This window comes from Gemmiger formicilis, from assembly GCF_016901605.1.
Taxonomy (GTDB): Bacteria; Bacillota; Clostridia; order Oscillospirales; family Ruminococcaceae; genus Gemmiger; species Gemmiger formicilis_B.
Window position 1 is genome coordinate 1 of sequence record NZ_JACJKP010000028.1, and the last position, 21,376, is coordinate 21,376.

The following is a 21,376-nucleotide window of genomic DNA, read 5'->3' on the forward strand; positions in this document are numbered from 1 at the left end:
CGGCACTGGCGGCATTGCTGCAGCGAAAGCATTATTATTTTGTACCATTCGGCCAGGATGATAGCTACAAAAAGCCCAACAGCCTGAAAAGTGATTTTACACAACTGCCGGAAACGCTGGAAGGCGCGCTGCGAGGGGTGCAGATTCAACCGATGCTGCTGTGAAGCGGAGCGTCATAACCTGCCGCCATCCACATATATAAGTTAGTAGACAAATGCGTAATGGCGGATGGCCAATATCCGGCCCGGGAAAATTTTGGAGGCGCGGCGTAAGCCGCACTCTTTTTTGCCGTCTGCTTTATGCGAACGAAAAAGGGGGCCATCATGCAGACAATCACAATTACCGGCGGGCAGACCTTGCGGGGGACCATCCGCCCGGCGGCTGCCAAAAACAGTGTTCTGCCGCTGTTGGCAGCAACACTTCTGTGTGGGGAACCCTGCTGTCTGCATGCGGTTCCGGACCTGGCGGACGTGGATACCAGCCTGGCTCTTTTGCAGGCGGTGGGGGCCAAAGCGGTGCGTCATGGCCCGGATCTGTGTACACTGCCCGTATCCGCGGCGGATCTTTTTGGCGAGATTCCGCCGCACCTGGCGGGAGCCATGCGCAGCTCGGTGTTTTATCTGGCACCGCTGCTCTGCCGGGTGGGAATGGTCCGGCTGCCGCTTCCGGGGGGATGCCGGCTGGGACCGCGGCCGGTGGATATTCATCTGGCCGGGCTGGCGGCTATGGGTGCTCGTGTGGAACTGGAAGGCGAAGCGGTAACACTGCGCCGTACAGGACCGCTGCAGGGAACAGACTTTACGTTGCGTCTGCCCAGTGTGGGGGCAACCATGACACTATTGATGGCCGCTTGCTGCGCTATGGGAACTACGGTGCTCCGGGGGGCTGCATGTGAACCGGAAGTCTGTGATCTGGCCCGGTTTCTTTGCGCATGCGGTGCGCAGATCACCGGGGCAGGTACACCGGTTATTGTAGTACAGGGGCGCCGCACGTTGGGCGGGGTGCTGTATACGCCCATCCCGGACCGTATCGCTGCGGCTACTTACGGGGCCGCGGTGGCTGCTGCAGGGGGAGAAATCACCATAGAAGGCTGCGCTCCCGCGTATTATCAGGCGTTTTTGCAATTTCTGCGGGACTGCGGCGTCCAAACGGTATTGCACGAGAACGCGGTAACGCTGCTGCGGGACCCACAGAAGAAACTGCGGGGCGGGCAGCAGCTGTATGCCAATGCATGGCCGGCCTTTGCCACCGATACAGTGCCATTGGCAGCTGCGGTTCTGCTGGAAGCGGAGGGCGCCAGTGAGATCTACGACCATCTGTTTGCCAACCGGTTTGCCTGTGCGGAAGGATTTGCGGCAATGGGCGCATCCTGCCGTGTCAAAGGACGGATGCTGCAACTTGCCGGTGGAGCCATGCTGCAGGCGGCCGAAGTAAAGGCTCCAGATCTGCGCGGCGGCGCGGCCTTGTTTGTAGCGGCGCTGGCGGCACGGGGGACCAGTGTTTTGCAGGACCCGGGGCATATCCGGCGGGGCTATGCCGATCTTGCGGCCGATCTGGCGCAGTTGGGGGCACGGTGCGCGGTGCAGTGCCAACCCGTACGCAGATAATCAGCGGGCAATTGCCGCAAAATTCTACGTTTGTGCCAAATAATCCGACTGACTGCCCCCTACGGTTGGTGGATTCTGCGGCGAAACAGGCATTTTTTTACGAATTTTCCCCACAGGTATTGAAATCAGGCTGGAAATTTGTTATTCTAATAATCGGTTATATGCAAAAAATTCACGGACCAGTGTGCCCATTTCGGTGGTGTAACCCAAAGGTCCGCTGACACTTTTACATTTTAGGGGGATACACTCATGGCATTCGTTCTCGACGAAGAAATGCAAAATGTGACCAATATCAAGGTCATCGGCGTAGGTGGCGGCGGCGGCAACGCTGTGAACCGCATGGTAGAGTCCGGCCTGTCCGGGGTCGAGTTCGTTGCGATGAACACCGATCAGCAGGCCTTGCTCAACTCCAAGGCCACCCAGAAAGTTCAGCTGGGCGCCAAGCTCACCAAGGGTCGTGGCGCCGGCGCTGATCCGGAAGTTGGCCAGCGTGCTGCTGAAGAAAGCAAGGATGAAATTTCCAACGCCCTGAAAGGCGCCCAGATGGTCTTTATCACCGCCGGTATGGGCGGCGGCACCGGCACGGGTGCGGCTCCCGTTGTGGCGGAAACTGCCCATGATCTCGGCATCCTGACCGTCGGTATCGTGACGAAGCCCTTTGCCTTCGAAGGCAAGCGCAAGATGAGCCTGGCGGAGCAGGGCATTGCCTCCCTGATGATGCATGTGGACTCTCTGATCGTTATTCCCAACGAGCGCCTGAAGCTAATCAGCCAGGAGCGCATCACGCTGATGAACGCTTTTGAGGCTGCCGATAACGTTCTGCGTCAGGGCGTCGAGAGCATTTCCAGCCTGATCAATATTCCGGCCTTCATCAACCTGGACTTCGCCGACGTGCGCTCCATCATGAAGGACGCCGGTTTCGCTCACATGGGCGTTGGCGTGGCCAAGGGTGCCGGCAAGGCCGAAAATGCCGCCAAGGCTGCCATTTCCAGCCCGCTGCTGGAGACCAGCATTGCCGGTGCACGTGGCGTGATCATCAACATCACTTCCAGCCCCGACATCGGTCTGGACGATGTAGAGACCGCCGCTTCCATGATCACCCAGTCCGCTCATCCCGATGCCAACATCATTTGGGGTACTGCGTTTGATGAGCGCCTGAGCGATGAGATGAGCATCACCGTGGTTGCTACCGGTTTCGAGAGCACCCCGGAAGTTGATGAACCCATTCAGGCCCATGTGGATGCCAAGCGTGCTGCCGCTGCCCAGTCTGTGGAGGGTGCTCAGCCCGCCGAAAAGGCCCAGCCCGCTTCGCCGGATATCAGCCCTGTTATGCCCAACCCCATCTTCACCCAGTCTTTCAACACTGGTGTGGATACCCAGGTGGGTGCAGCTCCGGCCCCTGCTGAGGAAGAGGATGACGGCGATTATTTCGACGATCTGCTCAGCATCTTGAACAAGCGTTCTTGATTTAGCCAATTTGCCGCGAGAGGATGTAAAACGCCATGCCATCGGAAGCTAAGAACATTCAGGAACAAGGCTTTCGTTCCAGTTTGTTCGGATTTGATAAAAATGATGTGCTGGCGTATATGAACGCGTTGGCCGACGAAGCCCAGCAGCACGAAATGGAATACGAGCAGAAATTGCGTCGTGTCCAGACCGAGTTGGAAACTCTGCGCAGCGAACGGGCAGATACCGATGCCCGGCTCAAAGCACTGCAGGCAGAGGCGGCTGCGGCAAACCAGCGTGCCGAAACGGCGGAAACCAAGCGCCGTGAAGGCGAGGAACAGCTGGAAACCTTGCAAAAACAGCTGGATACATACCAGTCCGGCCAAAAGGAAAGCCAGAAAAATGCTAATATCTGGCAGCTGAAGTGCCATGACCTGCAGCAGCAGGTGGAAGATCTGCAAAAGCAGCTTTCCGCGGCGCGGCTGCAAAATCCGACGGTTGCGCCCACACCTGACGTGGTGCGGGAAGCAAAGTTGGAAGCGCGCAAAATTCTGTCTGACGCCAAGTTGTACGCCGAAAGCGCCGAGAAGGAACTGAAACAGCAAGCCGATACCCAAAAAAGCCGTATGGCAGAAAATGCCCGCGGTATTGCAGCCGGTGTTATGCTGGTGCGGGATCGGTTGGCGCGCGTGGATCAGCGCTTGAACGCCGCTACTTTGGACCTGGACGGTCTGACCCAGGCGATTTATCAGGCGTTGGATGATACCGAAGCGGAACTGAAAGAACTGGGAACAGAGATGCGGGATTTCGCCCAGGGCACACCGGAATGGAACGTGCCGGAGCCGAATCCGTTGCAGAGCCAACCGGCACCTGCCAAATCGCCTGCGCCGCAGTTCCGTGTAAAGGCAACCGCACAGCCTGTACGTGCACACCGTAATGCGCAGCCCCCTGCGCCAAAACCGGCAAGCCGCAGACTGCGCAATACCCGCCGCCCGGTTTCTCAGCTTTTGCAGGACGAGATCGATAAGATCGACGATCAGACATCCAAGGCATAATCCTTATAAAATTACACGTTGCCGCTCCGGCTTTTGCCGGAGCGTTTTTTTATGCCTGATTTTTTGAAGAAATGTGATTGTGTTTGTAAGAATCCGGATGAGGTGGTTGTTTATCAAAGTGAAAGGCGTCAAAAGAAGAAGGAGTGAAACGTTATGAAAGAACCTTGCACGCCCAGTCTGGCACAAGCAATTCTGACTGACCCGGAAACCGGTCTGCGCTGGGCAATGCGGGACTATGCGTCGCTGGTACGCGGAATCCTGCGGCGCATCCTGCCCCAGCGGGAGCGCGATGTGGAAGAGTGCATGGCGGATGTGTTCGTAGCCTTATGGCGCAACGCGCAGAAATTATACGATACAGGGACACCGGTGCGGGCATGGCTGATTGTTACAGCACGCAATACGGGAATCAATCGTTACCGGGTACTGCATCGCCGGGAAGAAGTGCCACTGACAGAGGAAATGACCCAAACCATTGCGGAATTGATGCCGGATACAGCCGGGGATGCCGCCGATTGGGTGGGGGCACTGGTAGACGCCATGGGGCCACCCGATCGGGAAATATTTCTGCGAAAATACTATCTGATGCAATCCAGCCGCGAAATAGCGGCAAGCTTGGGGATGAGTGTAGGCAGCGTGAATACTCGGCTTTGCCGAGGCCGGGAACGGCTCCGTAAAGAACTGCAAAAAGGAGGGTATACCCATGCCTGAAACCAAAGACTGGATGAATGATCTGAACGAAATTGAGATTCAGGAACCGGAGTTGACGGAAGCCGAGATGCAGCGCCTGACCCGGTCTGTGCTGCAGCGTACAGGGCAGGGGACCCGTCAACAAGGCAGGCGTACAGCCAAAACTGCACGGCGGCATCTGCCGGTATGGGCGCGGGGACTGCTGAGCGCTGCGGCCTGTGTGATATTGCTGGCAGGGGTGAACAGTGTCCAACCGGCCATGGCGGAAGGGATTCCTGTTCTGGGGGACGTGTTTGCTTACTTCAACCATCTGTCCAAAGGATATTTGCAGGGGGACGGATTGACGCAGTACGCCCAGCCCGCCCAGCTGCAGGCAGAATCCGCACCTGCAGCAGTACCGGAGACGGAACCCAAAACCATGACCGCGCAACAAAGTGCTGCGGAAACACTGCCTTATACGCTGACCCTCCGCCAGGTATACTGTGATGAATTGTATTTGCGAGTGGGGCTGGTTCTTACTGCATCGGATGAAAGCCTGGCCGGGTTTGATGCAGTGACCATTGATCCGCCGGTACTGTATGAGGATACTTCCCGGGAGGAAGCCAATACTCTCTATGGCGGTGTAACCATGAACGGGGAAGCTATCGGTGGCGATTTGCTGCCTTGTTTCCGTAAGCAGGATGATCGGACCTTCTTCTGCGAAATGCAGTACAATCTGCAAAATTACACCGGCGGTACCCAGGATATTCAGGTATCGCTGACTTTCTCCAACCTGGTAGGTGTAACGGAAGGCAGCGAGGACAAAACGCTGTTGGAAGGTTCCTACAATTTGAACTTTACGGTATCAGAGGATGCTTCTCTTACCCGTGTGGGACAAATCCAGGGTGGGGAACAGAACGGTATCCGGTTGATCAGCCTGAAAGCAACGCCCGGTGAGACATGCATCGCATATACAGCAGAATCTGTATCGGAAGGTGTTGCCTTGTATCCGCAGATGCTAACCGGAGATGGAACTTCTTTGGAGTGGGTCAGAGGAACACCTGAAACAGACGGGGAAACCACAAAATATTATTTCGATGCGGTCCCGGAAGGCGTAACAACGCTGACTGTCCGCATTATTGACAAGAACAGCGAAGAACAAACCGTGTTGGCAGAATGGACCGTAACACTGCCTGAATAAACAAAAACCGTCCCGCCGGAAATCCGGAGGGACGGTTTTGTGCAGGATTTATTTGGTTTTGGGGTGCCCGTTCTCCACACTGCTGGTGCCCTGTTCCATCAGATACGTGGCGGTCAGGTCGGCAATGTGCAGCTTTACAGCCAACGGGTAGGTGTTGTAAGCATCGCTTACGGCAAAACTGCCGCCCCGTACGGCGTCATCAAAGCCGCCCATGTGCCACCGTATGGCGATGGCCTCAGCCGTTTTCAGACGCATGAAATGCTCAATCAGATAAACACTCTTTTCACCATGGCCGTAAGGCAGCTGGTCGGCTACCTGATAAAAGGGGACTTTTTCCCATTGGCCGGTGGCATCATTCTTTACATTACGAGTGCTCACCTTGTAAAAGTTGGCTTTGCACAGATCATGCAGCAATCCACATATGGCGTAGCTTTCAGCGTTTTCGCCTTCGGTAAAAAAGTGCTGCATCATAGCCTGGTATACATTGATGCTGTGCATGACCAGTCCGCACTCACAGGCCCCGTGGAAACGGGTGGATGCCGGAGCGGTAAAAAAGTCCGTGGTTTCCAACCAATTCAGCAGGCGGTCGGCACCGGGGCGCGTAATGTTTTTGGTGTAGATCTCCACAAATTGAGCGTGGTAGTCTTCCATAGGGACCTCACAGTTCCATGTCGTTGAGAATGTCCTTCAGGGTCTTGAGCTCCTCAGCGGTCAGGCTGATGCCTTTGGCCATGCGGGTTCCATCCGGGGACCAGTCGCGAATATCATACTTCGGGGCATTGCCGTTCCAGCTGATCATATTCAGCTGGCGTTCCCAGCCACGGGCATTGGTCGAGAGCACTGCAATGCGCTCGGTAATTTCATAGGTAAATTCTGCCATACTTGTCAGGCTCCTTTCATATATATGTCCTGCAACATCATAGCCGATTCGGGCAGAAAATGCAAGACCAAACCGCTGCGGCATTGTAGGGAAGAATCAGTTCTCTACCCGTACAGCCAGCAGGGCAAAACGGGATTTGGTATTCAGTCGGGTGTCACCACAGGTGGAAAGCGTCAGTAGCTGCTGGCCGTATTCCGGCGTGATGCCGGTGTCGTACAGAGCCAGAGAGAGGATGGCGTCTACCCGTTCCTGCCATTCCGATGGAGAATCTGCGTCGAAAAACGTGTAGTAGGGAAGATCGTCACGGCCAAGTGTGGTGTCCAGCGCGGCCACTACCTGCCAGGTACCGGATTCGTAGATGGTATCAAAGGTAAAAGTGGGATGCTCTTTATAAAAGGACTCCTCCCGGTACCGCGTCAGCTCACCGAACATAGAACCGTCGGCCATGTTGTGACCGTAAATCAGCCAGTTGGCGGTGGAATCTTCCGGAAGGACAGAACACTGCTCGTCCAGAAACAGTGTGCCGCCAGTGGCGTACAGGCCATCAAAACCGCGGCGCAGATAGTATTCGTTATCGCCGGGGGTCTGCACCACGGGCAGATCAATATCGGTGCCGTCCATGCGCAGCCACCCGATCAGATCGGAATTTTCCTCGTATAGTGCACGATATTGAGGCAGTACCTGATTCGTCTGTTCAGGGGGTGGTGTGGCGGCGGTTTCCGGCGTCCGGTGCGCCTGGGCGTCTGCTTCCTCCGTGTGCGCCAGCGCATCTCGGGTGGCAGCAATAGCCTCGACCGTCACATGGCTGGATTCCCCGGTGGCAACAGCCGCAGATGTGTTGGATATGGGTGCGGGCGGCTTGGGCTGCCCGCCGTTAAAAACAGTCTGCCGAAGAAACAGTGCCCCGGCCAGTACCAGCGCAGCAGCTCCGGCCCAACGCAGCCGACGGGCACGGCGGCGCTGCCGGGCGCGCAGCCCGGTGCGGGCTGCAAACGGGTAGTAGGCGGTGTCACCGCGCAATCTGCGGTAGCGCTTGCCCATGGGGGACCTCCTTTCGGCAATTTTCGGGGAAATAAAAAAACGCCCCGCAGGGCGTTGCATCTTATATCTTTCGCAGCATCAGCAGACCGGCGGAACAAATCAGAATCAGGCCGACAATCCCAGCCAGATAGAAAACGGGAAACTCACCCGTGGCAGGGGTTCCGGTGGTAGCCGGTTCAGCAGTGGAAGAAGGCGTCTGGCTGCTTTGGGCAGTAACTACATCTACCTTGGCGGCGGTTTCATTCACGGGAACATTATCGCTGCGCTGCTGCGTACGGGAAGTAGAATTGGTGGGCGTGGCAGTTACCTCGGAAGAGGCGCTGCTCTGGTTCAACACACCGCAAGCGGCCAACAAAGCTACCAAAGCAATGAAAAAGGCAGCACATAAAAAGCGTTTCAACGCGAAAACGCCTCCTTAAATTCAATGTTCAGAAAGTATATTACAAGACGGCGTACAAAGCCCTCGGTATTTACACTGCGTATATTGTATCATATGGCAGGGTGTGCGTCAAGCGTTCGTAAACAAATGGTAACAATGTGGAAACAAATTCCACCGGGCAAGCATACATAGGCAGAGGATTTGCTACTTGCTTTATAAAAATAAATGCGTTATAATGATTCCAATATTGTGTGAGATTATGCCCCAATGGGGATAACCCGTAGGATGGGCGGCGCGCACTGCCAAATTCAGTATAAGGAGTTGTAACGATGAAAGGTATTATCCTTGCCGGTGGGGCCGGTACAAGACTTTACCCGTTGACGATGGTCACCTCCAAACAGTTGCTGCCTGTGTATGACAAACCGATGATTTATTATCCTCTGTCCACTTTGATGCTGGCGGGCATTCAGGATATTCTCATCATCTCTACCCCCACTGATACGCCGCGCTTCGAGGCCCTGCTTGGGGACGGCAGCCAGTACGGTCTGCATCTGCAGTATAAGGTGCAGCCCAGCCCGGACGGCCTGGCACAGGCGTTCCTTCTGGGGGAGGAGTTCATCGACGGAGATTGCTGCGCTATGGTGCTGGGGGATAATATCTTCTACGGTGCTGGATTCTCCAAGCGGTTGAAGGCAGCGGCTGCCAACGCAGCTGCCGGTCGCAGCACCGTGTTCGGCTACTATGTCAACGACCCGGAGCGCTTTGGCGTTGTTTCTTTTGATAAAGAAGGCCGCGCTACGTCCATTGAAGAAAAACCGGCCAACCCCAAGAGCAACTATGCGGTTACCGGTCTGTACTTCTATAACAAGGATGTTGTGGAAATGGCCAAGCAGGTCAAACCCAGTGCCCGCGGGGAACTGGAGATCACCACGCTGAATGCCATGTATCTGGAACAGGGCAAACTGGATGTGCAGCTGTTGGGCCGTGGCTATGCCTGGCTGGATACCGGCACGATGGATTCGCTGGTGGAAGCGGCCACCTTTGTGCAGACGGTGGAACAGCGCCAGGGCATCAAAATTTCCGCTCCGGAAGAGATCGCCTATAAATACGGCTGGATCAGCAAGGAAAAGCTGCTGGAAAGTGCCGAACGCTACGGTAAATCTCCTTACGGAATGCACTTGAAAAACGTAGCAAACGATAAGCTCCTGTATTGAGAGGAATTGTCATGAAAATTTTGATTACGGGGTGCCGGGGGCAACTTGGCACCGAACTGCAGCACCAGCTGGCAGAAGAAGGCTGTGTGCTGGGGGCTTTGCCGGAGCGGCTGCGTAAGGCTACCGTCATCCCGGTGGATGTGGATGAACTTGACATCACGGACCGTGAGGCGACGATCAACTACATTCGCCGCCACCAGCCGGATACCGTGATCAACTGTGCCGCTTTTACCAATGTCAACGGCTGTGAAACATCCCGCGATGCTGCTTTTGGCGTCAATGCCATCGGCCCGCGCAACCTGGCCCTGGCCTGCGATAAAGTCAACGCACGTCTGATCCATGTTTCCACGGACTATGTGTTCCCGGGTACGCCCAACGGTGGTATTCCGCTGGATGAATGTGCTGTTCCGGCGCCCATCTCCGCTTATGGACAGACCAAACTGCTGGGCGAACAGTATGTGGAACGTTTCTGCCGCCGGCACATCATTGTGCGTACAGCATGGCTGTACAGCTACTACGGCAAGAACTTTGTCAAAACCATGGTGAATCTGGGCAAGACCCATGAGAAGATCACTGTCGTGCAGGATCAGCTGGGGAATCCCACCAATGCGGTGGACCTGGCTTACCATATCCTAAAACTGGCCGTCAGCCACGACTATGGCATCTACCATTGCACGGGCAACGGAATTTGCAGCTGGGCTGATTTTGCTTCCGCCATCATGCAGGAAGCCGGTCTTTCCTGCAAGGTGATTCCCTGCACCAGCGCGGAATATGCCGCCGCCCATCCCGAAAGTGCCAACCGTCCTGAATGGAGTGCGTTGGATAACCGTATGCTTCGCTGCACCGTTGGGGACGAAATGCGCGACTGGCGCGAAGCACTCAAGGACTTTTTTGCAAACTGGAACGGAGAATGAGTAATTTATGAAAACTTATCTTGTTACCGGCTGTGCCGGTTTTATCGGCTCCAACTTTGTCCACTACATGCTGGAAAAATACACCGATATTCGCCTGATCAACCTGGACAAGCTGACCTACGCCGGCAACCTGGAAAACCTGCAGGACATCGAAGATGACGCCCGTCATATTTTCGTGCAGGGCGATATCTGCGACAAAGCGCTGGTCACCGACCTGATCGCCAAGTATGATCCCGACTACGTGATCAACTTTGCTGCCGAGAGCCACGTGGACCGCAGCATCAAGAACCCCGAAATCTTCGTGGAGAGCAATGTGCTGGGTACCGTGAACCTTCTGCAGTGCTGCAAGGACGCCTGGTATGACGCCGAGGCCAAGACCTGGAAGGAAGGCAAAAAGTACCTGCAGGTTTCTACCGACGAAGTGTACGGTGCGCTGGGTGCCGAGGGTTACTTTATGGAAACCACCCCGCTGTGCCCCCACAGCCCCTATTCTGCCAGCAAGGCCAGCGCCGATATGTTCGTCAAGGCATTCCACGACACCTACGGCATGCCCATGAACATCACCCGCTGCTCCAACAACTACGGCCCCTACCAGTTCCCCGAAAAGCTGATTCCGCTGCTGATCAACAACGCTAAGCAGCACAAGCAGCTGCCGGTCTATGGCGACGGCATGCAGATCCGCGACTGGCTCTATGTCATGGACCACTGCAAAGCCATCGACATGGTGGCCAACGGCGGCAAGGACGGCGAGGTTTACAACGTGGGCGGCCACAACGAACGCCCCAACATCTTCATCGTCAAGACCGTTATTGCGCAGCTGCATGACCGCCTGAAGGATGAAGGCATCAGCGAAGAACTGATCACCCATGTGGCGGACCGTCTGGGCCATGACCGCCGTTACGGCATCGACCCCACCAAGATCAAGGAAGACCTGGGCTGGTATCCCGAAACTCCCTTCGAGAAGGGCATCGTGCTGACCATCGACTGGTATCTGGCACATCCGGAGTGGATGAGCCACGTCACCAGCGGCGACTACCAGAAATACTACGAGCAGATGTACAAGAACAAGTAATTTCTGCCCGACAGACATTTTGCGGCCTGCAGGCCCATAGATCTTTAGGAGCTTCATAATCCACAATGGCAAATTACAGAGAAGAACAAATCCGCAACAGCCGCCGTTTGGCACGCCAGATTCTGGGCGCGGCTGCGTTGCTGCTGGCCCTCATCGGTTTGTTTACGGTGTTCGGCTGGGTGGTCAACGCACTGCGTACGGCTCTGGATGATTCCGGGCGCCGTGCTTCCTATGCCGACAGACTGTACGGCATGGTCATGCTGGACCCGCTGGCATTTGATGATGTCAACGATGTAGATCCCGGTGTGTTCAAGCAGGCAGCCATCTGGGGCACGGTGTATGAGATTCAGAAAAATGGGGAAAGCCTGGATCAGTATGAGCGTGATCCCGATACCGGTTCGGCTATGATTCCCAAGCTGGAGATCGACACCTACATTTCCAATCTGTTGGGACCGGATTACCCCATTACTGACGGCAGCTTCAGCACGGAGGAGTTTGTCTACCAGTACAACGAAGAAAAGCAGTGCTATCTGGTACCGGTCACCAGTTCGGTGGCCCAGTACACGCCGGAGGTTGAAAAGATTTCCACGTCCGGCGGCAAAATGTACGTTACGGTCGGGTATATTCCCACCACCAGCAACAGCACCAGCGGTGAATTGTCCTTGACCGCGCCGACCGAGCCGGTCAAGTATATGGATTATGTGTTCACCCGCGGCGAAAATCGTGAATGGTATCTCAGTGCGCTGCAGGAGAGCGAGATGAAGGTGGAAGCTACGCCGGAACCTTCGCCCACCGCAGCGGTAACGCAGGATACCCAGTCTATGGTAGAAAGCCAGCTGGACTCCACCCTGACGGGCGCAGCCAGTGACGTGGACGCGGAAGAAGGCGTTCAGGAAACTCCCGTGCAGGAAGAAACTTCCGAATCCCCCACTGAGGAAACCACGCAGGAACCGGCCGAGGATGCCGCCTCGGAGGAAACGGTGTCGGAAGATACAGCTTCTTCTCAGGACGCCGGCAGCGATGCATCCGGCTCGAATGACGCGGTAGGCTGATCTGCTCAAAAACCAAAAGGACCTTCGTGCCCAGGCACGGAGGTCCTTTTTCTGTGTTGGTGCGAAAAAACAGATGCAATCCGGTGGCGATTATGGTATAATCATACCATATATACATAAAGAGGTGTGCCACTATGGAAGAATTGCTTCGCATTTTGGAAAAGAATGCTCGTATGCCCATCGAGGATATTGCCGCAATGCTCGATAAAAAGCCGGAAGAAGTGGCGGCAATGATGGATGAGGCAGCCGCTAAAGGATATATCCGTGGCTATGAGGCACTGGTGGATTGGGAACGCGCCGGTGTGAACCTGGTCGAGGCTGTGATCGAACTGCGTGTCACGCCGCACAAGTCCCGCGGTTTTGACGATATCGGCACGATTATTGCCGGTTTTGATGAGGTGGATACGGTTCTGCTGATGAGCGGCAGCTATGATCTGCAGGTTATCATCAAGGGGCGCAGCTTCCAGGAGATTGCCCTCTTTGTTGCCAAGCGCCTGTCTCCGCTGGACGATGTGATTTCTACCGCAACCAGCTTTGTGCTGCGGGCGTATAAGCGGAGCGGCCGCCTGTATCAGGCCGAGGAGACCGACGAAAGAGAGTGGACAATGCTGTGATGAACTATAACGAACTGCTTGCGCCCAGCGCCAAGACCATGCGCCCGTCCGGCATCCGCAAGTTCTTTGACCTGGCCAGCGACATGCCCCACTGCATCTCGCTGGGCGTGGGCGAGCCAGACTTCAAAACGCCCTGGAGTGTGCGTGATGCGGGCATCCGCAGCCTGGAACAGGGCCGCACCAAATACACAGCCAACGCAGGCCTGAAAGAACTGCGCGCCGAGATCTGCCGGTATCTGGAACGCCGGTTTGACCTGAAATACGATGTGCCGCAGGTTCTGGTTACGGTGGGCGGCAGCGAAGCCATCGACCTGGCCATCCGCGCGCTGGTACAGCCCGGCGATGAAGTCATTATTCCGGAACCCTGTTTTGTTTGCTATGAGCCGATCACCCAGCTGACCGGCGGCGTGCCGGTGCATATTGCCACCCGCGCTGAGGATGAATTCCGGTTGACGGCGGAACAGCTGAAGGCGGCCATCACACCGCGTACCAAGCTGGTGATCTTCCCATACCCCAACAATCCTACCGGCGCGGTCATGAGTGTACAGGATCTGGAAGAAATCGCCGCCGTACTGCGGGATACCAACATCATGGTGCTTTCCGACGAAATTTATTCGGAACTGACCTATGGCCTGGACCGTCATGTTTCCTTTGCGTCCATTCCCGGCATGGCTGAACGTACCATTGTGGTCAACGGTTTTTCCAAGTCCTATGCCATGACGGGCTGGCGGCTTGGGTATGCAGCCGGACCGGAACCCATCATCAAGGTTATGACCAAAATCCACCAGAGCTGCATCATGAGTGCTCCTACCACCAGCCAGTATGCCGCCATCACGGCGCTGCGTCAGTGCGATGACCAGATCGAGATGATGCGCGATGAATACAATCGCCGCCGCCGGTATGTGGTCAAGGCCCTGAACCAGATGGGACTGACCTGCTTTGAACCGCGGGGTGCATTCTATGTGTTCCCGTCCATCCAGGTCAGTGGCCTTTCCAGTGAGGAATTCTGCGAACGGCTGCTGCGGGAAAAAGAAGTAGCCATCATTCCCGGCGATGCGTTCGGTGCTTCTGGCGAAGGATATGCACGTATCAGTTATGCGTACAGCGTGGACCATCTGCAAACAGCCATGCAGCGCATCCGGGCGTTCCTGCAGGAAAACGGCTGGCTTAAGGACTGATGATCACGCAAAATGAACAGGGGAAGTGACCCGTATGCTGAAAAAATCCGTAACGGTGTTGGCTCCGGCCAAGCTGAATCTTTCGCTGGATGTTGTGGGCACGCTGCCCAACGGCTACCACGATCTGGATATGGTCATGCAGACCATTGATCTGTACGAAAAAATCACCCTGCGCCGCAGCGAAGGACTGAGCCTGACGCTGCCGGGCAGTTTTGTGCCGGTGAATGATAAAAACACCGCCGTGAAAGCGGCGCTGGCGTTCTTTCACTATACCGGCCTGTTGGCAGGGGTGGATATGACGATCTATAAGCGGGTGCCTGTTCGGGCCGGAATGGCCGGAGGCAGTGCCGACGCGGCCGGTGTGCTGGTGGGCCTGAACGATTTGTACGATGCCCGCCTTTCCATGAGCGAGTTGTGCGCCATTGGCGCGGGAATCGGGGCGGATGTTCCGTTTGCCCTTATGGGCGGTACCTGCCGGGTGCGGGGCGTGGGCGACCTGATGAAAGCGCTGCCGCCCTGCCCGGACTGCTGGTTCGTGGTGGCCATGCCCAGCGTGGGTGTTTCCACGCCGGAGGCTTTTGCCCGGTATGATACTATGGGCAGCCCGGTGCATCCGGATTGTGAAGCCCAGGAACAGGCTGTACGGGCCAGCGACCTGCAAGCTGTTTGCGATGCGGCAGGCAATGCGCTGGAACATTGTTCCGGTGCCGAGGAAACCCCCGCAATCTGCAAAATCCTGCGGGAAAACGGCGCGCTGACCGCCCAGATGACGGGCAGCGGCGCGGCGGTGTTCGGCGTTTTTGCAGAGGAGGATAAAGCCCGCGCCGCCATGTCGGCTCTCAAGGCCGGCTATAAGCAGGTGTATCTCTGCCGCCCCACCCACGGCGGTCCGCGCGTAACGGTACGCCGTCCGATGAAAAAATAAGCACACACTGTTTACGGCCCGCTTCCTTTGCCGATACTTTAGGCGAAGGGAGAGATAAACCATGAAAAGCCGTAGACGAAAGGTGCTGGAACTGGGCGTAGGCCTGGGATTTCTGCTTACTGTGGTACTTACGCTGGGCTTGTCCTGGCGGCAAAGCGTGGCGGACCGGGTGCGGTCGGACACCATCCGGCTGCATGTGCTGGCCAACAGCGATACCATCGAAGATCAGCTTTTGAAGCTGAAAGTCCGCGACGCCATTCTGGAAGCGCTGCCTGCTTCCGTGACCGAAGCCGACACGCCGCAGCAGGCAGTGCATGCCCTGAAAAATGCATTGCCGGCGCTGCAGTACGCTGCCAACCGGGCGATGCAGGGGGCACACAGTGGCCAGACTGCAGTCGTTCGGTTGGAAGAATTTGATTTTGACGCCAAAAACTACGGAACGTTCGCCCTGCCCGGCGGTACCTATACGGCACTGCGGGTGGAATTGGGCGCTGCACAGGGCCACAACTGGTTTTGTGTTTTGTACCCGGCGCTGTGTGTATCCGGAGCTACAGCCGAATATCCCACCAAAGCAGAAAATGCACTGGTGTTCGGCCGGTATGAAGTGCGTCTTGCCCTGTTGGATGCTTTGCAGGGGTAAACCATACCAAGAGGGAAGAGAAAACCATCGGTTTGCCCTTTCCCTCTTTTTTCTGTCGAACAGGAAAGGAATCCTCTATGTTACACCTACTTCTGGGGCCATCCGGAAGCGGCAAGTCCCGCCGTATGATGGCGGAACTGCGTGACCGTGCGGAGCGCGGCGAGCACAGTCTGCTGATCGTACCGGAACAGTTTACCTCCTCCACGGAAGGGCAGCTCTACCGTACACTGGGGGATACGCTCTCCGCTTATGTGGAAAGCTATTCCTTTACATCACTGGCCGAAACACTGCTGCAGCGTTATGGCGGCGCAGCGGTCCAGACGTTGGACGAAGCAGGACGCGCGCTGCTGGTGCGCCGGGCGGTAGATTCGCTGTTGGACCAGGTGGTGTATTACAGCCGTCAGCGCCGTTCGGCTGCTTTTTGTGAGAAGGCAGCCCAGACGATAGAGGAACTGAAAAGTGCCGGTGTCACACCGCAGGCGTTGGCTGGGTATGCCCAGGCGCCCGGTGCCGACCGGGACAAGCTGCAGGAACTTTCCTTGATTTACGGCGCCTACGAAGCCATGCTGGGGCAGAGCGCCATGGACCCGGGCGACCGCCAGCAGCTGGCGGCACAGTATCTGGACGCAGCATTCTTTGCAGGGCGCGCGGTCTACATTGATGAATTCGATACTTTTAATGCGCCCAAGCGTGCTTTGCTGGCAGCTATGCTGCCGGTAGCCGATGTCACCGTCTGCCTGTGCTGCGACGGTATGCAGGACCGTGACGGCGGTATGGGACTGTTCAGCGGCGCAAAAGCGGTAGCATCCAGCCTGCGGCGCATGGCGGCGGATGCCGGTGTGCCGGTACATATCGATACACTGACCGAGGATCTGCGCCATACCGATGCGCCGGCGCTGGTGGAGCTGAATCTGCTGCTGGCGGACCCCACCTATACACCGCAATGCACCGTTTCTCTGGAAAATCCCTCCATTGTGTGCCATGCTGCGGCCAACCGTCAGGCGGAGGCCAAAGCGGTGGCGGCCGAAATTGCGGCTCGTGCCCGCGCCGGTACGCCCTACAACCGTATGGCGGTGATCTGCCGGGATGCCGAACAATATCTGGGCCCTATCCGCTATGAGTTTCGGCTGCAGAACATCCCGCTGTTCTGTGATGAGCCCACCACGCCGGAAAATACGGCGCCGGCCCGTGCGGTACATGCGGCACTGGAACTGGCACGCAGTGGTTTGTCCAGCCGCACGGTACTTCGTTTGCTCAAAACCGGGCTGGTAGACCTGCCGGAACGCCAGCAGGCAGCTCTGGAAAACTATGCCTACACCTGGCCGCTGAAATCCGCCGACTGGCGTACTCCGTTTACCCGCAGTGCCGCCGGTTACGCAGGAACGGAACGGGAAGAGGACGTCCGCACCCGGGAGGACGCCGAGGCGGCCCGCGCCTATGTGGCGGAACGGGCACAGAAGTTTTTGCAGCGCACCAAAAATGCCAACGCAGCCGCGCTCACAAAGCAACTGTATCTTTTCCTGCAGGATCTGGGCGCGGAAAACACCCTGAATACACTGGCCGAAACGCTGCGAGCCCAAGGACGTCTGCCGGAAGCGGACGAAGTTCTGCGGGAATGGAACGTAGTCATGGGGCTGCTCAACCAGCTGGCCCAGCTGCTGGGGGAGGAAACGCTGGCGGCTGCCGACTACGCCGAATTGTTTACACTCTTGCTGCGCACCACCGATATGGGGCATATCCCCCAAAGCCTGGACAGTGTGATCCTGACCACGGCGGGGCGAATGCGCCTGCCCGAAACGGATGCGGTGTTCGTGGTCGGCATTGAAGAAGGGACATTCCCCAAGACGCCCGGCGATCAGGGATTGCTGACCCATGCGGACCGGGATGCCATGATTGCCCAGGGAGCGGAACTGCCGGACTGCTTTGAAAACAAAGTCCTGCGCGAAGGCGTCTGCTTCTATAAGGCACTGACCGCAGCACGGTCTTTCCTGTGGTTGAGCTGGTCTGCCGCGGCGGACGATAAAGATGACGCTCCCGCCAGTGCGGCGTTGACACCGGTTCGCAGCTTTCTGCAGGTGCCTTTTGCAGCCCCCTCTACGGCGCAACTGGCCGCTACCCCGGCGGCGGCGCTGGATATTCTGGGCATTCTCAGCCAGCAGCCTGACCGGCAAGGACAGGGGGGCGCGCTTCGGGCCGCTTTGGATGGTGTGGAAAATACACCGGATGCAGCGCCCGGCTATGCGGCCGTACGAAGAGCCGAACGTGCGGAACCGGCCGCTGTACATCAGACGGAGGAACTGGAAAAACTGCTGGGCGGCAGCCTGCGCATCAGTCCCACCCGGTTTGAAAAATATCAGACCTGCCCTTTTGGTTACTTCATGCAGTTTGTACTGCGCGCAGCTCCGCGGCAAAAGGCGGAACTGGCTCCGAACATCAGTGGTACCTTGACCCACTGGGTGTTGGAAAACGCCCTTCGCCGTCAGGGGGAATCTTTCAAAACCCTGACAGAGGAAGAACTGCAGGCCCTGGTGGATTCGCTGGTAGAAGAATATACCCGGGAGAATCTGCCCGGCATGACGGTCCGTATGCAATATCTGGTGGAGCGTATCCGCCGCAATCTGGTGGGCTTGCTGGGGTTTATCCAGCGGGACTTGCTTCAGTCCGGATTCCAGCCGGTGGCGTTTGAATTGCGTATTGATGACCGCCCGGGGGAGGACCCCGACGCACCACGCATCGACCCGGTGGAACTGTCCGACGGGGCAGGCCACACCGTGCGTATTGTAGGCACGGTAGACCGTGTGGATGCCATGCCGTTGGGGGAACGTACCTACCTGCGCGTGGTGGACTATAAAACCGGCGGCAAAGATTTTCAACTCAAGGAAGTGTATTGCGGTCTGGATTGTCAGATGCTTTTGTATCTGTTTACGCTGGAACGCAATGCGCAGCAGCAGTTTCCGGGGGCGGCGGCAGCCGGCGTGGAGTACCTGCTGGCAGACCCGGCGCCGGAAAGCGTTCCGCGCGCCGAGGTGGAACAGGGCGAAGCGGAGCAGCCGCCTGTCTATCCGCTTAACGGCCTGCTGCTGGACGAGGAAAGCATATATCGCGCTATGGATACCCGCGGCACCGGTGAGTTTGTACCGTTGAACTTCCATGCCAAAACAGGAAAAGTCACCAACGGCAAAGGACGGCTGGCTGACGAGAAAAAGCTAGCCCGCATCCGGGACCATCTGGATGGTTTGCTGGTGCAGATGGCGCAAAATCTCTATGCGGGCAAAATCGATGCCGAGCCGCTCTGCAACAACGGGCGCAGTCCCTGTGCTTATTGCGATTTCCGGATTGCCTGTGCCCATCGGGACGGCGAGCATGAACGCAAGGTGGATGTTGCTTCCGATCCGTTTGAAGAATAAAAGGAGAACCCCATGCCGGATACACCCAAAATTCAATTTACCCCCGCCCAGGCTGCGGCTATCGAAGCGCGGGGCGGCAGTCTGCTGGTTTCGGCTGCGGCCGGTTCCGGCAAGACCCGCGTCCTGGTAGAGCGTGTGGTGGGTCTGATTACCGACCCGGTCCATCCGGTGGAAGCGGACAGCCTGCTGATCATGACTTTTACCAATGCGGCTGCGGCCAAACTTCGTGCAGACATTGCCAATCGTCTGGCAGATGAGGTGCGCGCCCATCCCGGGGATGTGCGTCTGCGCCGGCAGCAGCTTCTTCTGCAACGGGCATCCATCGGCACGGTGGATGCGTTCTGCCTGCATTTTGTACAGCAGCATTTTGCGGCGCTGGATGTGCCGCCCGATTTTGAAACAGCGGAGGAAGCGGACCTGGCCCGCATCGAGCAGGAAACCCTGGCCGATGTGCTGGAGGACGCCTACAAAGACCCGGATTTCCGCGCATTTGCGGATCTGTATGACCGTGGCCGCACAGACCAGACGGCGGGCAACGCGGTGCTGGATTTGTATCATTTCAGCCGTTCGCTGCCGCATCCGGTGCAAGCGTTGCAGTCCTTTGCAGAACTCTGGAAGCAGGATGCACCGCCCCAGAATACACCGTGGGGGCAGGACCTGTTGTGTATTGCGCTGGCTCGCGCCCGCGGCGCCAAGGCATTGCTGGAAGCGGGTGCCCGCACGGCGGCCCGCGACGAAGCGGCGGATGCGGCGTATACGGCGGTTCTGCAGGACGACGCGGCACAGGTAGAATGGCTGTGCCAGAAACTGGAACAAGGGGACTGGGATACCGCGGTTGCGGCATTGGTGGAAACCGGCGGCGCCTGGCGAAAAGCGGGGCGCATCAAAGGCGGCAAGGATTCCAATCCTGCGGCTTTCGCAGCCAGTGAACTGCGTTCCCGTGCCAAAAAGCAGATCGAAGGGCTGCGCAATGAGTTTTTGCTCTGCACGGCAGAGGAATACCAGCAGGACCGCCGCCGTGCGGCGCCGCTGGTGGAAGCTCTGGTACGGGTTACGCAGCGTTTTGCCGATGCCTGTTTTGCTGCCAAATGTGAAGAAAAACTGCTGGACTATGCAGACTTTGAGCATCTTACCCTGGACCTTCTCATCACACCGGAAGGGGAACGCACCTCCCTGTGCCGCACGGTCAGCCAGCGCTATTCCGCCGTTTTGGTGGACGAATATCAGGATACCAACGCCTTGCAGGATGCCATTTACTTTGCGCTGGCCTCTCCCCAGGCGGATAACCTGTTTTTTGTAGGAGATATCAAGCAAAGCATCTATCGTTTCCGGCAGGCAGACCCGGCGGTGTTCCTGGGCAAACAGCTGCACTGGCAGCCGTACCCGCAGCCGGTGCCGGAACCGGCCACCCTGGCACTGGATGCAAACTTCCGCAGTGCACCGCAGGTCATCGCGGGAATCAACTACCTGTTTTCGGTCTTTTTCTCGGAAGGTCTGGGCGGCGTTGCCTATGGCGAAGGCCAGCGGCTGGTCGTGGGCAAGGATGACGGAACCTATCCGGGTTTGTGCGAAGTGGATGTGATCGAAGGTGCTGATGCCGCCGGAGATGCGGCGGTCATTGCCCGGCGCATTGCGCAAATGATGCAGCAAGGCTTTTTGGTGCGCAGCAAAGAAGGACTGCGCCCTTGCCGGTATGAGGATTTTTGTATTCTTCTGCGCGGCCGTTCGGATTTTTCTGTATATGAAGAAACGCTCCGCGCCGCGGAGATTCCCGTGTTTGCCGATACGGCGGCGGATCTGCTGGATGAACCCCATATCCGTCCCTTTGCGGCGCTGCTGCGGGTGATCGATAACCCTGCCCAGGACATTCCGTTGGCATCGGTGCTGCTCAGTCCTATGTTTCCGTATACGCCGGACGATCTGGTGGCGCTGCGTCGGGCCTGTCCCAAAGGCAGCCTGTATGGCGCTGTGTTGTATGGGGGGCAGAAACGGTTCTCCGCTTTTACCGAGGCACTGGCCGAATACCGCCGTCTGGCACGGACGCTGCCGGTGGATCGTCTGATGGAAGAACTGTTGGCGCGTACC

19 protein-coding genes are annotated in these 21,376 nt (G+C 57.2%); 15 read left to right on the forward strand and 4 right to left on the reverse strand.

Going from position 1 to position 21,376, the window contains the following annotated elements; genetic code table 11:
• Positions 1-323: 323 nt before the first annotated feature.
• The 5 genes from H6B10_RS03685 (at position 324) to H6B10_RS03705 (ending at position 5,975) form a co-directional block, all read left to right on the forward strand.
• Positions 324-1,607, forward strand: a complete 1,284-nt coding sequence (locus tag H6B10_RS03685) for a UDP-N-acetylglucosamine 1-carboxyvinyltransferase (RefSeq protein ID WP_204649756.1) — start codon at positions 324-326, stop codon at positions 1,605-1,607.
• 249 nt (positions 1,608-1,856) lie between these two features.
• Positions 1,857-3,074, forward strand: coding sequence for a cell division protein FtsZ (gene ftsZ / locus H6B10_RS03690; RefSeq protein WP_204649760.1), 1,218 nt, complete (start codon positions 1,857-1,859; stop codon positions 3,072-3,074).
• 35 nt (positions 3,075-3,109) lie between these two features.
• Complete coding sequence (locus H6B10_RS03695; RefSeq protein ID WP_204649763.1) at positions 3,110-4,108, forward strand: hypothetical protein; 999 nt, start codon at positions 3,110-3,112, stop codon at positions 4,106-4,108.
• Between the two features lie 153 nt (positions 4,109-4,261).
• A complete protein-coding gene (locus H6B10_RS03700) occupies positions 4,262-4,816 on the forward strand; it encodes an RNA polymerase sigma factor (RefSeq protein WP_204649766.1) in 555 nt (184 codons plus the stop codon).
• Positions 4,809-5,975 (forward strand): DUF4179 domain-containing protein, encoded by a 1,167-nt coding sequence (locus H6B10_RS03705; protein WP_204649769.1) that lies wholly within the window; start codon positions 4,809-4,811, stop codon positions 5,973-5,975. The genes H6B10_RS03700 and H6B10_RS03705 overlap by 8 nt, the downstream gene beginning before the upstream one ends.
• A 48-nt stretch (positions 5,976-6,023) precedes the next feature.
• On the opposite strand, the gene H6B10_RS03710 is transcribed toward H6B10_RS03705, so the two are convergent.
• The 4 genes from H6B10_RS03710 to H6B10_RS03725 form a co-directional block, all read right to left on the reverse strand.
• The gene (locus tag H6B10_RS03710) at positions 6,024-6,626 is read right to left on the reverse strand and encodes an HD domain-containing protein (protein WP_204649771.1); all 603 of its coding nucleotides are present in this window, start codon (positions 6,624-6,626) and stop codon (positions 6,024-6,026) included.
• Positions 6,627-6,633: 7 nt separating this feature from the next.
• Complete coding sequence (locus H6B10_RS03715) at positions 6,634-6,855, reverse strand: YdbC family protein (protein ID WP_204649773.1); 222 nt, start codon at positions 6,853-6,855, stop codon at positions 6,634-6,636.
• 96 nt (positions 6,856-6,951) lie between these two features.
• Entirely contained in the window at positions 6,952-7,896 is a 945-nt protein-coding gene (locus tag H6B10_RS03720) for a class B sortase (protein ID WP_204649775.1), read from the reverse strand.
• A gap of 61 nt (positions 7,897-7,957) precedes the next feature.
• The gene (locus H6B10_RS03725; protein ID WP_204649777.1) at positions 7,958-8,296 is read right to left on the reverse strand and encodes a hypothetical protein; all 339 of its coding nucleotides are present in this window, start codon (positions 8,294-8,296) and stop codon (positions 7,958-7,960) included.
• A 308-nt stretch (positions 8,297-8,604) separates the two neighbouring features.
• Here H6B10_RS03725 and rfbA point away from each other — a divergent pair, with 308 nt between their 5' ends.
• The 10 genes from rfbA to H6B10_RS03775 form a co-directional block, all read left to right on the forward strand.
• Positions 8,605-9,489, forward strand: a complete 885-nt coding sequence (gene rfbA, locus H6B10_RS03730; protein WP_204649779.1) for a glucose-1-phosphate thymidylyltransferase RfbA — start codon at positions 8,605-8,607, stop codon at positions 9,487-9,489.
• Positions 9,490-9,500: 11 nt separating this feature from the next.
• Positions 9,501-10,403, forward strand: coding sequence for a dTDP-4-dehydrorhamnose reductase (rfbD, locus tag H6B10_RS03735; protein ID WP_204649781.1), 903 nt, complete (start codon positions 9,501-9,503; stop codon positions 10,401-10,403).
• A gap of 7 nt (positions 10,404-10,410) precedes the next feature.
• Positions 10,411-11,475 carry a dTDP-glucose 4,6-dehydratase gene (rfbB, locus tag H6B10_RS03740; protein WP_204649784.1) on the forward strand — a complete coding sequence of 355 codons (1,065 nt, stop codon included), beginning with the start codon at positions 10,411-10,413 and terminating at the stop codon, positions 11,473-11,475.
• A 65-nt stretch (positions 11,476-11,540) separates the two neighbouring features.
• Entirely contained in the window at positions 11,541-12,527 is a 987-nt protein-coding gene (locus tag H6B10_RS03745; protein ID WP_204649787.1) for a hypothetical protein, read from the forward strand.
• A gap of 134 nt (positions 12,528-12,661) precedes the next feature.
• Entirely contained in the window at positions 12,662-13,141 is a 480-nt protein-coding gene (locus H6B10_RS03750) for an Lrp/AsnC family transcriptional regulator (protein WP_204649789.1), read from the forward strand.
• Positions 13,141-14,319: an aminotransferase class I/II-fold pyridoxal phosphate-dependent enzyme gene (locus H6B10_RS03755; protein WP_204649799.1), complete on the forward strand. Its 1,179-nt coding sequence runs from the start codon at positions 13,141-13,143 to the stop codon at positions 14,317-14,319. Before H6B10_RS03750 ends, H6B10_RS03755 begins: the two co-directional genes overlap by 1 nt.
• Before the next feature lie 34 nt (positions 14,320-14,353).
• Positions 14,354-15,244, forward strand: coding sequence for a 4-(cytidine 5'-diphospho)-2-C-methyl-D-erythritol kinase (gene ispE, locus H6B10_RS03760; protein ID WP_204649791.1), 891 nt, complete (start codon positions 14,354-14,356; stop codon positions 15,242-15,244).
• A 61-nt stretch (positions 15,245-15,305) separates the two neighbouring features.
• A complete protein-coding gene (locus tag H6B10_RS03765) occupies positions 15,306-15,884 on the forward strand; it encodes a stage II sporulation protein R (protein ID WP_204649793.1) in 579 nt (192 codons plus the stop codon).
• Positions 15,885-15,961: 77 nt separating this feature from the next.
• Positions 15,962-19,291, forward strand: coding sequence for a PD-(D/E)XK nuclease family protein (locus H6B10_RS03770; RefSeq protein ID WP_204649795.1), 3,330 nt, complete (start codon positions 15,962-15,964; stop codon positions 19,289-19,291).
• 12 nt (positions 19,292-19,303) lie between these two features.
• Positions 19,304-21,376 (forward strand): UvrD-helicase domain-containing protein (locus tag H6B10_RS03775; protein WP_204649797.1); only part of this gene is annotated, 2,073 nt, incomplete at its 3' end.

Excerpts from the sequence above, each read along its gene's own strand:
- H6B10_RS03685 (WP_204649756.1), top strand. The coding sequence starts at position 324 with ATGCAGACAATCACAATTACCGGCGGGCAGACCTTGCGGGGGACCATC.
- ftsZ (WP_204649760.1), top strand. The coding sequence starts at position 1,857 with ATGGCATTCGTTCTCGACGAAGAAATGCAAAATGTGACCAATATCAAG.
- H6B10_RS03695 (WP_204649763.1), top strand. The coding sequence starts at position 3,110 with ATGCCATCGGAAGCTAAGAACATTCAGGAACAAGGCTTTCGTTCCAGT.
- H6B10_RS03700 (WP_204649766.1), top strand. The coding sequence starts at position 4,262 with ATGAAAGAACCTTGCACGCCCAGTCTGGCACAAGCAATTCTGACTGAC.
- H6B10_RS03705 (WP_204649769.1), top strand. The coding sequence starts at position 4,809 with ATGCCTGAAACCAAAGACTGGATGAATGATCTGAACGAAATTGAGATT.
- H6B10_RS03710 (WP_204649771.1), bottom strand. The coding sequence starts at position 6,626 with ATGGAAGACTACCACGCTCAATTTGTGGAGATCTACACCAAAAACATT.
- H6B10_RS03715 (WP_204649773.1), bottom strand. The coding sequence starts at position 6,855 with ATGGCAGAATTTACCTATGAAATTACCGAGCGCATTGCAGTGCTCTCG.
- H6B10_RS03720 (WP_204649775.1), bottom strand. The coding sequence starts at position 7,896 with ATGGGCAAGCGCTACCGCAGATTGCGCGGTGACACCGCCTACTACCCG.
- rfbA (WP_204649779.1), top strand. The coding sequence starts at position 8,605 with ATGAAAGGTATTATCCTTGCCGGTGGGGCCGGTACAAGACTTTACCCG.
- rfbD (WP_204649781.1), top strand. The coding sequence starts at position 9,501 with ATGAAAATTTTGATTACGGGGTGCCGGGGGCAACTTGGCACCGAACTG.
- rfbB (WP_204649784.1), top strand. The coding sequence starts at position 10,411 with ATGAAAACTTATCTTGTTACCGGCTGTGCCGGTTTTATCGGCTCCAAC.
- H6B10_RS03745 (WP_204649787.1), top strand. The coding sequence starts at position 11,541 with ATGGCAAATTACAGAGAAGAACAAATCCGCAACAGCCGCCGTTTGGCA.
- H6B10_RS03750 (WP_204649789.1), top strand. The coding sequence starts at position 12,662 with ATGGAAGAATTGCTTCGCATTTTGGAAAAGAATGCTCGTATGCCCATC.
- H6B10_RS03755 (WP_204649799.1), top strand. The coding sequence starts at position 13,141 with ATGAACTATAACGAACTGCTTGCGCCCAGCGCCAAGACCATGCGCCCG.
- ispE (WP_204649791.1), top strand. The coding sequence starts at position 14,354 with ATGCTGAAAAAATCCGTAACGGTGTTGGCTCCGGCCAAGCTGAATCTT.
- H6B10_RS03765 (WP_204649793.1), top strand. The coding sequence starts at position 15,306 with ATGAAAAGCCGTAGACGAAAGGTGCTGGAACTGGGCGTAGGCCTGGGA.
- H6B10_RS03770 (WP_204649795.1), top strand. The coding sequence starts at position 15,962 with ATGTTACACCTACTTCTGGGGCCATCCGGAAGCGGCAAGTCCCGCCGT.